Origin of the sequence: Paenibacillus sp. GCM10027626, from assembly GCF_042676285.1 — a bacterium.
Taxonomy (GTDB): Bacteria; Bacillota; Bacilli; order Paenibacillales; family Paenibacillaceae; genus Paenibacillus_Z.
Genome location: NZ_JBHTHC010000022.1, coordinates 93,735 through 107,343, shown reverse-complemented (window position 1 = coordinate 107,343; position 13,609 = coordinate 93,735). Strand labels below are relative to the sequence as shown.

9 protein-coding genes are annotated in these 13,609 nt (G+C 52.6%); 8 read left to right on the top strand and 1 reads right to left on the bottom strand.

Going from position 1 to position 13,609, the window contains the following annotated elements:
* Position 1 precedes the first annotated feature (1 nt).
* The 4 genes from ACFQ0N_RS30565 (at position 2) to ACFQ0N_RS30550 (ending at position 4,787) form a co-directional block, all read left to right on the top strand.
* On the top strand, positions 2–898 hold the full coding sequence (locus ACFQ0N_RS30565; RefSeq protein WP_379333635.1) for a carbohydrate ABC transporter permease: 897 nt from the start codon (positions 2–4) through the stop codon (positions 896–898).
* 72 nt (positions 899–970) lie between these two features.
* Positions 971–2,728 carry a type 2 periplasmic-binding domain-containing protein gene (locus tag ACFQ0N_RS30560; RefSeq protein ID WP_379333633.1) on the top strand — a complete coding sequence of 586 codons (1,758 nt, stop codon included), beginning with the start codon at positions 971–973 and terminating at the stop codon, positions 2,726–2,728.
* 55 nt (positions 2,729–2,783) lie between these two features.
* Entirely contained in the window at positions 2,784–4,577 is a 1,794-nt protein-coding gene (locus tag ACFQ0N_RS30555; RefSeq protein WP_379333631.1) for a hypothetical protein, read from the top strand.
* Positions 4,578–4,619: 42 nt separating this feature from the next.
* The gene (locus ACFQ0N_RS30550; RefSeq protein WP_379333629.1) at positions 4,620–4,787 is read left to right on the top strand and encodes a twin-arginine translocase TatA/TatE family subunit; all 168 of its coding nucleotides are present in this window, start codon (positions 4,620–4,622) and stop codon (positions 4,785–4,787) included.
* Positions 4,788–5,229: 442 nt separating this feature from the next.
* Here the strand turns inward: ACFQ0N_RS30550 and ACFQ0N_RS30545 are convergent, their stop codons facing one another.
* A complete protein-coding gene (locus tag ACFQ0N_RS30545; protein WP_379333627.1) occupies positions 5,230–6,264 on the bottom strand; it encodes a LacI family DNA-binding transcriptional regulator in 1,035 nt (344 codons plus the stop codon).
* A gap of 195 nt (positions 6,265–6,459) precedes the next feature.
* Between ACFQ0N_RS30545 and ACFQ0N_RS30540 the strand changes: the two genes are divergently transcribed.
* The 4 genes from ACFQ0N_RS30540 to ACFQ0N_RS30525 all read left to right on the top strand — a co-directional run bounded on the left by ACFQ0N_RS30540 (position 6,460) and on the right by ACFQ0N_RS30525 (position 13,609).
* On the top strand, positions 6,460–7,875 hold the full coding sequence (locus ACFQ0N_RS30540; RefSeq protein ID WP_379333625.1) for a glycosyl hydrolase family 28-related protein: 1,416 nt from the start codon (positions 6,460–6,462) through the stop codon (positions 7,873–7,875).
* 90 nt (positions 7,876–7,965) lie between these two features.
* A complete protein-coding gene (locus ACFQ0N_RS30535) occupies positions 7,966–9,426 on the top strand; it encodes an extracellular solute-binding protein (protein ID WP_379333623.1) in 1,461 nt (486 codons plus the stop codon).
* A gap of 92 nt (positions 9,427–9,518) precedes the next feature.
* Entirely contained in the window at positions 9,519–10,655 is a 1,137-nt protein-coding gene (locus ACFQ0N_RS30530; protein ID WP_379333621.1) for an ABC transporter ATP-binding protein, read from the top strand.
* A complete protein-coding gene (locus ACFQ0N_RS30525; RefSeq protein WP_379333619.1) occupies positions 10,652–13,609 on the top strand; it encodes an extracellular solute-binding protein in 2,958 nt (985 codons plus the stop codon). Before ACFQ0N_RS30530 ends, ACFQ0N_RS30525 begins: the two co-directional genes overlap by 4 nt.

Below are 13,609 nucleotides of genomic sequence, written 5' to 3'. Positions count from 1 at the left end.
AATGAGAATGAACGTTAAAAAAGATTTGCTGTTTCAATCCGTCTGCGCGGTATTGTTTCTCGCCTTTGCCGCAGTGTGCATCTATCCTTTTTATTATATCGTGCTTGTTTCGATCAGCAGCGCCGACGCCGTATCGAGAGGGGAAGTGATCGTCTTCCCGATCGGACTTCATTGGGATAATTTCGTTCAGGTATTTCGGTTGAATGGGATATTGACCGCATTCGGCATTTCGGTGGCGAGGACCGTCGCCGGAACGGCGCTGATGCTCTTCTTCTCTACGATGCTGGCCTACATCTGTACGAAACAAGAGTTGATCGGGAGAAAATGGATTTACCGTGCAACGGTGTTCACGATGTTTTTTCAAGCCGGGCTCATTCCATGGTTTGTCACCATGAAGATGTTGGGGCTGCAAAATAATTTCCTGCTCTATATACTGCCCGGCATACTCTCTCCCTTTGCCATCATTCTGATCAAAACCTACATCGAATCGATTTCCCCATCCTTGGAGGAATCGGCTATTGTGGATGGTGCGGGTTATTTCACGGTATTAATGAAGATAGTGGCTCCCGTTTCGGTTCCGATTATCGCTGCTGTAGCGGTGTTTAACGCCGTCGGCCAATGGAACTCGTGGCAGGACAACTTCTTTCTCGTGAACGACCCCCGGCTTCAAACGCTGCAGTTGATACTCAAAAACTTTCTGAGTCAGGCCGAAATGCTGGCGAATTCATTGAAAGGCGGCAAAACGGACCTGGATACGGCAAGCAGGAGCCAGCAATTGGATCCATTCGCCGTGAAAACGACGATTACCGTCGTGACGGTGATTCCGATCCTTCTCGTATATCCGTTCCTGCAAAAGTATTTCGTAAAAGGCATTATGCTTGGAGCCGTCAAAGGCTGACCGCTGTTTATTAGCTTGCCGGTCCCAACCGGCAGGATATAATAAAACAACATAAGGTGAGGAGAAAATTCAATGAAGATGAGATTGAAAAGGACGATGGCCATTGTGCTCATGGCCGGCATTGCGGTTGGCCTGGCTGCATGCTCGGACGGAACGAAGCCAAGTGAGCAAACGCCCGTGTCCGGAACGAAGGAAGGTACGAGTACGGAGCCGGCCGACAAAAAGCCGGTAACGCTGACCTTCTGGAGTGCGACCATGGGGTACAATGTTCCGGGAGGCATTCAGGATGACCCTGTAGCGAAACAGATCGAGAAAGAATTGGGGATCAAGATCGACATGGAGACGAAACCGTCGGACGAAAAGCTGGCCGCGCTGCTTGCGACGAATGACTTGAAGGATATTATGGTCGTCGAGAAAAAATTCGCTCCGCAAATGAAAGATCTGGTTCTCGATTTGGAACCGCTTATTGAACAATACGGACCGGACATCAAGGAGAACATGCCGCCTGAAGTGCTGGAGGCCGATAAAAAGCTGGCGGACGGCGAGCAGAAATTTATCAGCGGTTTGATCATGGAGGAGGCGGCATCGCCGGAACCGCTTTGGGCCGGGGTTTACTTGCGGTGGGATTACTACAAGGAGCTCGGGTATCCGGCGATCAATACACCTGACGACTATCTGCAAGTCGTAGCGGACATGCTCAAGAAGCATCCCGTGAATGAGGATGGCAAAAAATATTATGGTTTCTCCACCTGGCTTGACTGGGGTTATTCCAACATCACCCACATATGGGGGCCGTTCAGACAAGGCGGGACGAATCTGTACGGCGGTTCTGCGAATGTGATGCAAATGGATGTGAAGTCGTTCGAAACTACAAATATTTACACGAATGAAAATTCTGGTTTTTGGGAGGATGTCGCATTCTGGAACAAAGCGAACCGGATGGGATTGCTCGATCCGGACAGCTTCACGCAAAAGTATGATCAGGCGACCCAGAAATACAATACCGGACAAGTGCTGGCGACGTACACCGGCTGGATGATCTGGGGCGGCAACACCTATTTGCAGCAGAGCAAAGACATCTATGACCAGGGTTGGTTCGGTCCGCTTCCGATGCCGTCCAAAGGCTATAATTATTTCAACAAAAAGTATGGTCAAAACAATCAGGTTTTTGCGATATCGAAAAACGCCAAGCATCCCGAGCGGGCGATGGAATTGATCAACTGGCTGTATTCCGTCCACGGATCGATGACCGTTGCCAATGGAGTCGAAGGCGTCGATTGGGTGAACGAAGACGGCCGATACAAGTATACGGAGGCGCATGAAAAAAACAAGCTGGATCCCGAAGCGGTTAATAAATACGGCTACTACAAATATTTGAATAATCTGGGTTTGAGTAAGGACGCCTTGATCCCGGGCACCCAAGTACCGATTGACATTTCCAAGGGAAGGGAATATATGAAAGCTCAAATGGAAAAGCCGGAAAACGCGATCGTCAAGGAGGTTCTGAACCATTACGGGGCCGAGTTGCCGGAAGATATTTTACCGCCAGGCCAAACGTACACGCATTCCGAAGCGTTCGAATTGGCCGGCTTTATTCCGGCAAGCGAACCTGACGAAATCAAGCTGATCGCCGACAAGCTGAACAATTATTTGAATCAGGCGGTTCCGAAAATCATATTGAGCGAGGACGATGCGAGTTTTGCTGCGGAGAAGGCTAAGATGATCCAGGAGATAAAAAACCTGGGCGAGGAAAAGGTGTTCGCGTTCTGGGACGCGGCAGTGGCCAAAGGCATAGCCGATTGGAAGGCGACGGCGACCAAGGGGAAATAGCTTCTGTAAAGCTTCGTATCGCTCCGAAAAGTTAAACATTGAGGAGGAGAAGTCAATGGACGGCAAACACGGAAATCCGGAAGGCGGTCACCTCGTAAGCCGCAGGAAAGTCATTGCAGCCCTGGGTGCGATGGGAGTTACGGCTGTTGCCGGAGGATTGGGGTTGAACGGATGGGGAGGGTCTGCTGTTGCTGCTGCTGCCGGAGAAGAAGGGGATTGTGAATTGTGCGCTCTTGCCGTAGCCTATGGGGTCGATCGGGCGCAGCTTCAATACTGGGCGGCAAGTCTCCCGGCGGCAAACGGCGATTATTTCGCTTATAACAACAACGGCGTACTGGAAATGTGGCGTGCACAAGGATCGACGACGCTTGGGGGAAGTCCGAATGTGACCGCGAATATGGAACGCGTCGTTCAAGTCTCGGTGGGCATCAGCAGCACGGAAGCGGGAATCGTTGCCTCTCTGGTACAGAACAGAGCAGCTAAAGTGGCCAGTCAAATCGTGCAGATCCAGAATCCGATTAAACTGCCCAGTTTATCAACTTTATCCGGAGAGTCGGCTGGTATCGCTTTTATCGGTACAAAATCCAATGTCAAGCATGCGATTAAGAAAACGACCAATAATGCGGTTACTATTACAAACTATGAAACAGGAGAAACCGCGACTATCGATTGTTTGTTGTATATCGATCCTTTTTGGATTGACGGGATTGTTTTTCCTGAAGGACACTTTCCCCAGAAAGTAATATTGGAGAAGCTGGCTCTGCAGGGTGCCGGACCAACAGTAGGTCAATACGGGTTATATATTGAACAAGGCGGCGTAGTTTCGGTCAGAGATGTGGATATTATCGGTTTCGAGCATGCGGTTTACACGAAAGATGGCTGGCTGTCTGTCTACGAACGTGTCCATGCCTTTGGGAAATTTACCATTCGCAACGGCACCTCACATACCTTCAACAATTGTTGGACCGGCGGCAACGGCGGATTTGATTTTAACGGCGTCAAATATTCTGTCATGAATGGCTGCGCCTCCGATCATTCGACCAATACGGCCTATCGCTTTGCCTACTCCTATTTCACTCTCAATGGTTGCGGTTGTGAAGGATCATCGACGAGCGTGAGTGACAGCGGGACCGCACTGGCTTTTGACGGCAACAACATCATTACGCTTAACAATTTCAATATTGTCTCCTTCAGCACAGATGTGATTCCTTTAATTTCCGTGGGAGCAAACGATACGATCACATTTAATGGCGGTAAATTCGATTTTACGCAGACTAATGCGCCTGATCTGTTCGTTCACGGAAGCGGCAGTACGGTTGTCTTTAATGATACCGTATTTCAGAACGGAACCCGGCACCAACCGTTGATCCAATTCAAGCCAGGCGTGCAAAATTCCAAAGTAATCGTGCGTTTCGGGGATAATGAGAGGATATATTCGCCTGCGTCAAGCGGAACGGCACCGTTAGTCGATGCTATGAAGGATAATGGGACATTCATGCCGGGTTTGGAATTCGGAGGACAACAAACCGGCATTACTTATTCGTCGCGTTCCGGTTACTGGTATAAGCTGGGGAATACAATTCATATGTATGGTACGATCGAGCTCAGTTCTCTGGGCACCGCAACGGGACCAGCCTTGATCAGCGGATTCCCGGTTATACCCAAGCATAAGGCGGCTCTCAATTTCCTTTACAGCTCGCAGGCGCCAGGTCAGCTTATCGGCATATTCGATCAAGTGGAATATGCTAGATTATATGTCCGGGGAACGCCTTCGGATGTGTTGGCGACCCATTCTGATTTTAGCTCGACATCCATACTACATTTCGAAGCCTCGTTTGTACTGCTTTAAACATGAAGACGACGAAAAATGTGAATGATGGAGAGCTTTTTGATGGCGGGAATCGGAGTAACCGGGATGATATTGATCGTATTGGTGGCGTTAATTTTATTCGGCCCCAGCAAGCAGCCGGAGCTCGGGCGGGCATTTGGCACATCCATCCCGGAACTTCGGCTGCGAAGGCAATCCAGATACTGGAGAAATACGGCTACAGGCAAGTGACGAATGGAATATTCGGAAAAGGGGAGATTTCCGTTTTGCTTGATCAAGATAGTGACGGCAGAGTGATGCTTATAGACATATGGTGGGTAGACCGAAAGTAAAAAAATTCAGTTTTTTAAGATGATGGCATTTGTGGGAACAAATTGGGGACGAAATCTAGCAAAAAGCTGCATAACGCTGCCGCGGCGACCCTAAACAGCATAAAATGTAGTAACAGCAAGTAAGTACGGATTTAAACATGAAGTATTCATTTTACATGTTCTGTTGAATTTTTCAAAGAGGATGAAAAAGAAAATGCCACTTTAGTTGTGACGGAAAAGAAAAAACGGCTTCTTCAAGAATCTGACTTGATCTAAATTCGGATCAAACTGTGAAGGTTACCAGTAAAAGCTCATTTTGGGCTATTCACAAGGTAACCTTCTTTTGTTTTTAGGCGCCAGGCTTATTTGCCGGATATCTTCTTCGGCGGCGCAACGGATTGACGAACGGTCAATTTCGGCTGGATCAAAATTTTATTGCAGGGAGCTTCCTTGTTGTCCAGTCGCCACAGCAGGAGCTCCACCGCCCTCAAGGCAACATGCTCCCTGGGGTAGTTGACCGACGTGAGCGGCGGAGATTGCCACTCGCAAGCTTCGATGTTGTCGAAACCGATAATGGACACTGCGTCAGGGGTGCGGATACCCCGAGCGTTCAGATGGTTGTTCAACACGATGGCAATCGGATCGTTGGCGCAAAAAAAGGCCGTTGGCAGCCGGTCGTAATCCAATTTGTCGAGAAACGCATTAAATTGAATCTCGCCAAACGAGTCCACCAAACGTGCGTCGTAAATATATTCAGGGCGATTCTCCAGTCCCCAATGTTCCAGGGCGTCGCAGAAGCCATGATAGCGGGTGCGAAAGGTGGAAGACATGCGATTGTCGCCGATAAAGCCGATTTTCGTATGTCCGGCCTGAACGAAATGCCGAACGGCAAGAAATGTGCCGTAGTAGTCGTTCGGAAGCACCGAATCGACGGGAAAGTAGGGATAGTCGTTATCGAGCGTAATGATCGGCGTGCCGTTTCCTCTAAACTCTTCGGCCATCTTCTCCGAGAATCTCCCGAATAGAACGATCGCCGCGGGATTGTCGTCTCTGATTTTTGCGACGGTTCTGTCGTACGGTTCGGAAATCTGGATGCCGCTTAGGATCACTTCCAGCCCGTGGGACTTTAAGACCGTGTCCATCGTAAAGCAAGCGCTTATCGTGTAGGGATCGGCCTGTACGCGTTGATCGACGATAATATAAACCTTTCCCTTATAGGTCTTTTCTTCAAGTGCGTTTATCGGCTGGCCTTTGTAATCCAGTTTCTTCGCCGTTTCCAAAACGAGCCTTTTCGTTTCTGCGCTGATGCTCTTATGTCCGCGCAGCGCCTTGGAGACCGCCGTGACGGATATGCCCAGCACTTGGGAAATGTCTTGCAATGTCGTTTTTTTCTTCATAGAAACTCCCTTGCCTTCATATGTCAGATAGACCGGCCCTTGCAAGCTGGCCTACAGTAGTATTTTAACTAGCATAACCGAAAATATTTGTTTTTTCAAGGTTAAAATTAAACTTAAAAAAGTTGATTTTTAAACTATATAAAACTAAAATGAAGCAGAAACTACTGTTTGACTACAAATACAGGAGGAATGGCAATGGAGGAGCAGCAGTGGATTGAAGCCGAGGCGGATGCGATGCGGCAAGCAGCGGATGGACGTTTGATCGATGTCAGGCATTACGGGGCGAAGGGGGATGGAGTGCAGGACGATACGGAAGCCGTGCAAACGATTCTGGACGGGCTTGATGAAGGCTCGACGGTGTTTTTTCCGCCCGGGCGATACAAGGTTGCCGGCTTGCGGCTATTCGGCAAGAAACATGTCGTGCTGTGCGGGAACGCGCATATTGTCGGCGACGGGACATCCGGGGCGGGTGCGGTATGGCGCATCGAACGATGCGGGAATGTCACGGTAGAGGGGCTGACCGTCAGCGGCATCCCAACAGGCTCCGAGGATCGGGGATTCTGGGTGGGGAACAGCTACAACGTTACGATCAGAAAAAACCGGATCGCCGACTTTGCCGGGGAGGCGATCGTCATTTGGGGGTCCGACGATCCGGTCGAGTCGACCAACCATATTTACGATAATTACCTGTTGGGTAACGGCTGCGCCATCCGAACGCAAGCGAACGGCGAATATATTCATATTTCAAGAAACAAAATCGTGAACAACAGATGGGGCATCGTCGGAGGATTGGGAAACTGCCGAATCGACAACAATCAGATTATTCTGAACGATTACGGCGTACACCTGAACAGCGCGCTGTCTTCGAATCCGGATCATAGCTCGATCACCGGCAATCAAATCAATCATAACCGGTGCGTCGGGTTGTTCGTGGAAAATCTGGTGAGCGGGGAGCAAATCGCCGATAATCAGATTTTGTCCACGATCGGCGGCTTCTGGCCGGTTACCGGCAAGCCGCATTCCCTCGTCATGAGGAACGTTTCGGACGTAGCCTTCATCGGCAATCGCGTCGATGCTGACAGCACGTCGGACAGTTGGATTCATATCGACGGGCACAGGGAATGCCGGTATATCGGCAATACATTCCATAGCGGGCCATTCCGGGAAATAAGCGGAGGGAGCGGCAATTACTTTATCGGCAACCGGTATCTCGCACCTTCCGAATTGCGTGTGCATCCAGATTCGACCGATACGATCCGGTACTGCGAACAGGAACGCGGCGTTTTTCTCGGCGACGCTGCAAGCGTCATCAACAAGATGCCGTTCGGAGAGCTTTCGAACGGCTGGCTGGATGCGCCCGGTTATGGGCGGCTGAGCTATTGGAAGGACGGGGAAGGAACGATTCACTTGCAAGGAGCGGTCCAAGGAGGCGCGAAAGGGACCGCGATCGGCATTCTTCCCCAGCATTATCGTCCCCGGCATACGATCGATTTGCCGGTTTCAGGCGGGGAAGGCGAATATGGGGCGATCCGGATCCAACCTTCGGGGGAAGTGTGTCATCTGGCCGGCGGAAACGCGCAAATTAGCATATCGGTTAAATTTAAACCGTAAATTGATTTAAAATAAATCAAAATGCAGTTGAAATTAGTTAAAATATAAATTATGATGATGGGGAAGAACGAATAACAGGGAGGCTGACACATGAAGAAATCAATGGCAAGAGAAGGCCGCACCATGAAGAGGAGGCGCGGAAACGGCAAGTTTACAGCAATGCCTTTGCTTACGGCTATTCTGCTTACGATCGCGTTATTGGCATCGGCTTGTTCGAACAACGCCAACGTTCCTCGAGCAGATAACAAGCCGCCGGCGGAATCGCCGGATAACACGGCGGAGACGGCGCCGGAGCAGCAGGAGGAAAACCGGGATCCCGTCACGATCAAGCTCATTGCGAGCGATGCCGGCAGTCCGGTTTTGAAAGCGCGTACGGATGCGTTCACGAAAAAGTATCCGTGGATCACGGTTGAATTGATCGAGCCGGAATGGTCGCCTGAAGGGGTCGATAAGCCGATTCTGGAGAAAGTGGCGGCATTGCAAGCCGCAGGAACGCCGGCGGACATCGTGCGGCTGGAGGACATGACCTCTGCGGTCAGCGGTGGCGTCATAGAAGATCTTGCGCCGTATATGAAGAGCGACCCGGAGTTAGGGGCCGTGAAGTACCGGGAAGGCATCATAGACAACTTCATCCACGAGGGCAAGCAATATGCCGTTCCGATCGAAATGGCAACTTTCTTGGTTTACATCAACAAAGATTTGATGGAAAAGCACGGGATGGAAATGCCGGCGAACGACTGGACCTATGATACGTTTTGGGACATGATGCGAAAGGCGACACACCCGAACGACAGCGAATACGGATTGAATACGAACATGCACTCCAATTTTGTCGGACTGATCTATTCCTACGCTAACGGCAGTTCTCCCAATCTGTTCTATTTGGATCAAGACAAGAAGCAATCCGTATTAAGTACGCCGGAAGTGCAGAGCGATCTGAAAATGGTGCAGGAGACGGTTATGAAGGATGATTTGCTGCCGAGCGAGGAGGAGGGGAGCAAGAAGGGGATCGACCATATTAACCTTGCTTTCACGCAAGGCAAAGCTTTGTTCTCGGTTGAAGGGATTTGGGTTTTTCAAGACATGCAGAAAAACTTGACGTTCAATTGGGATATTCTCCCCCTTCCGAAAGGCAAAGAAAAGCAGGCGACGATCCATATGCTTCCTGCATACTCGCTTCTTAGCGGATCGAAAAACAAGGAGGCGGCGGTCAAATTTCTTGCTTTCACCGGCAGCGAGGAGTATGCGAAGCTCAATATCGATATGGGCGGGCTGCCGTTTATCGAGAAAGATGGGCTGGACGACTACCTCATGAATCATCAAAATTTCGAGGGCAAGAACAAGGAAGCGGTGAAGGTTATCGGCTCGATGTGCTGCAAGGTGTCGGGGGCGCTGATTCCAGGCTTCGGCATCGATTACTTGCAGCCGATCTACGATTTTCAATATGCAATCATGAGAAAAGGCGGAGACATTTCCACGTTAAGCGCGCAGGTTGCGGATAAATTCAACAAGCGGACGATTGAATTGCGCAAGCAGTTCGAGGGGCAATGAAAAAGCGGATTGTAACCGCATTCATTAGCGGCGCGGATAGAGGCGCGGAGAAAGCCCCGCATGGCAGAAGACCGGAAAGGAGGAACATACGCTTGGGTAACGTTGAGTTTCGCCAGGTTGAGAAGTTTTACAAAGGAGAACGAGAGCCGTCGGTGAAAGATTTCAACTTGTTTGTCGAGGATGGGGAATTTGTCGTTCTCGTCGGTCCGTCGGGCTGCGGCAAATCGACTACACTTCGCATGCTGGCCGGCCTCGAAGAAGTATCGGGAGGGGAAATCTACATCGCGGACCGGTTCGTCAACTATATTTCTTCGAAAAACCGCGACATCGCCATGGTGTTTCAAAACTATGCGCTGTACCCGAATCTGTCCGTCTACGAGAACATGGCGCTTGGGCTAAAGCTGCGCAAGACGGCCAAGTATGAAGTCGAGCGGCGCGTGAATCGGGCGGCAAAAATATTGGAAATCTCCCACCTGCTGGAGAAGAAGCCAAACCAGCTGTCGGGCGGCCAAAAGCAGCGGGTCGCGCTGGGCAGGGCCATTGTACGGGAGCCGCAAGTGTTTTTGATGGATGAACCGCTCTCCAATCTGGATGCGAAACTGCGCGTGAACATGCGCTCGGAGATCAGCCGTTTGCAACGCGAGCTGCAGACGACGACCCTGTACGTGACGCATGATCAGACGGAAGCGATGACCATGGGATCGCGCATCGTCATTATGCAGGGCGGCCGCATTCAGCAGGTAGCCGCCCCGCAGCAAATGTACGACGAGCCCGCCAATTTGTTCGTGGCCGGATTTATCGGTTCCCCGCCGATGAATTTCCTGGAGGGGAGCATAACCGAAGATGAGGGGGCGCTCTATTTCGAGACGAAATCCATGAAGCTCGCCATCCCGGACAAACATGGATACGCGTTGAGAAGGCATCCGGCAGCGATGCTCCGGCAAACGGTGCTGGGGATCAGGCCCGAGCATATCGGCCTGGCCGGCGATTCGTCTCCCGAAGACCGGATCGTCCACGTAGATGTCGAGCTGAAGGAATTGATGGGGTCGGATACGTTTATTTACGGCAAAACGGGGGATCACCGGCTCCTGTTCCGAACCGAGGCGCATACCTTCATCGAGGCAGGCGAACGCAGGAGGGTAGCTTTGTTCATGGATCGCGCGCATTTCTTCGACAAGGCGAGCGGCGACTCCCTTCTGAGCGGCGAAGCCGGGGGAGAAGCCGGATGAGGAGCAAGACGCTGCGACGGTTGACCGGGGGAACTGCGGCCGTGTTCATCCTTGTCCTCGCATGGTCTGCCTGGCGTGCGGCATCCGGCGGAGAATCCTCCGATTATCCCGTAATGGCCGCCGGTCAGATCGATTTGCATGCACAAGTCCAAACGGCGGAACCGCTGCCTTACCTTGCGGTCGGTCAAGGCGCACCCGCTGCCGGCGCTGCCGTCCGTTCACGGCCGCTTACAGTGTCGGTCAGGGCTGCCGATTACCGGAACGCATCGGAAGAGGCTCTTGTGAATGTATTCCGCGACGCGGAAAAAGCGGACGATGCCTTGCGCTGGGCGGGCGACGAAGGCTGGGTGGAATGGCAGGTGGACGTGCCGCAAGAGGGCGTCTATCACATCGAAGTCGACTATGACTTGCCGCAAACCGGGTACGTCTCGGCGATTCGGGGAATCGAAATCGATGGAGAGACACCGTTCCGGGAAGCGGAGCGGCTGGCATTCGACCGGCAATGGAGGGATGCCAAGTTTCCTTACGACCGCAACGCGATTGGGCAGGAAATCCGTCCGCCGCAGGAAGAGATCAAGGGGTGGAAAACGGCGGCCCTCGCCGATTACGGCGTTTCTTCGCAGCCGCTGACCTGGCATTTTACGAGAGGAAGCCATACGATCCGGATGAAAGGGGTGCGCGAGGCGATGGACCTGTACGAGCTGAGGCTGGTGGCGGCCGCCGAACCGCCGGCCTATCGCGAATATAGGGCGAGCAGGCCGTCATTAAGCACGAACCCGGACTGGTTTCAGGTGATCGAAGCCGAGCGGTTCACGCGTAAATCGCAAACCTCCATCCAGACCCAGTCTGTCGCCGAGCCGCATATCTCGCCGGATCCCAAGGGCAGGCTCACCTATAACACCATCGGCGGGGAACGGTGGAAGAACCCGGGCGAATGGGTGGAATGGTCTTTTGAAGTGCCTGCGGACGGGGAATACGTGATCGAATGGAAAGCGCTGCAAGGTTACCGGGGAAATGCCAGCGTCTACCGAACGGTCATGATCGACGGGTCCGTTCCGTTTCGCGAACTGCTGCATGAACGGATTCCGTATCTCCCCCGTTTCGCCTTGCATGCCCTTCAGGATGATGCCGGCGAGCCGTACCGGTTTTACTTGACCAAGGGGGAGCACACCATCCGCCTGATTGCGGATGCCTCGCCGGTCGCGCCGGCCGTCGTCGCGCTTCGCAATTGGATGAACGAGCTCTACGGCATCGAGGCGAAATTGCGGGTTATTACCGGCAATTACGGGGTAGGCGCCAATGCGAACGCCGACATGAACCGGACATGGGAAATTCGCGAATATTATCCGGAAGCGGAATCCGAGCTGCGGGCGGTCGCCGACAATTTGCGAAAACTCGCTGACTATCTGAACGGATTAAACCAGCATGAGACGCAAGCGTCCTCGACACTTGACGCCGCCGTGGATACGCTGACGCGAATGTTGGGGCGGATCGAGGAGCTGCCGAACCGGATGGACGGCTTCGTCACGGTGCACGGCAACTTGAGCGCATTGGCTGCGCAGCTTTCCGATCAGCCGCTCTTGCTGGACTATATCGTCGTCCGCACGCCGGATGCAGATACGGAGTTGAAGATCGCGACGGCGCTTGACCAGGTTTCGTACACGGTTCAAAACTTCTTCCGTACCTTCTATTTAAAATACGACATGAAATCGCTTAATGAAGATGATGCCCTTACGGTTTGGGTTGGACGGGGCAGAGATTACGCCGACTTGCTGCAGGAGATGATCGAGCGGGAATTTACGCCGCGTACGGGTATTCGGGTGAACGTCAACCTGATGCCCAATGCGAATCAATTGTTGCTGGGCAATGCGGCGGGAGATCAGCCTGATGTGGCCATCGGGGTATCCGGCGAAACGCCGGTCGATTATGCGATGCGGGGGGCGGCCGAAGATTTGTCCGCGTTCGACGGCTTCGCACAGGCTTCCGGACGGTTCCATCCCGGCCTGATGCGCATGCTCGGGTATGACGGGGGCACCTACGGTCTGCCGGAAACGCAGTCGTTCAATATGCTGTTTTACCGCAGCGACATCTTGCAGGAGCTTGGTTTGGAGCCGCCCGATACATGGGAGGACGTATACCGGATGCTTCCGCCGCTTCAGGAAAACGGGCTGACGTTCTTTTATCCGAAAGACTTGCTTCCGCTGTTGTTTCAGCACGGCGGCGACGTCTACACAGCCGACGGACTGAACGTGAAGCTTGGCGACGATTCGGCCATACAAGCGTTCCGCCAATTTACGGATTTGTATAAAAAGTACGGTTTGCCGAAGGATGTGCCTTCCTTCTTCAATCATTTCAAGCTAGGGGACATTCCGATCGGTTTGGCCGATTACAATATGTATCTGATGCTGTCGGTCGCAGCGCCGGAAGTGGCCGGACATTGGCAAATGGCGCCGATTCCCGGGATCAGGCAGCAGGACGGCACGGTGGCGCGCTGGTCGAGCCAATCTATGAGCGCGGCGATCATGATGAAGAAAAGCGACAAGAAAGCGGAAGCGTGGTCCTTTCTCGACTGGTGGACGTCGACGGATGTTCAGACCCGCTACGCGCTCGACATGGAATCGTTTTATGGGTTGGAATACCGCTGGAATACGGCCAATCTGTCCGCATTCCTCCAGCTCCCGTGGTCCAGGGAAGAAGTGCGGGCGCTGAAGGAGCAGCTGCGGTGGACGAAGAACAATCCGGTCGTTCCCGGCTACTATTTCGTGGGGCGTGAGCTGGAATTCGCCTGGAACGATACCGTGCTGCGAAACCTGCCGGCCAGGGAAGCGCTCGAAAAAGCCGATTCGGCCATTCAGCGGGAGCTGGAGCGCAAACAGCGGGATTTCGGCTTGACACCGCAAGACGACCTGCAGATCCGGCCGCAGGAACATCCGTACGAATGGGAGGCGCCTTAG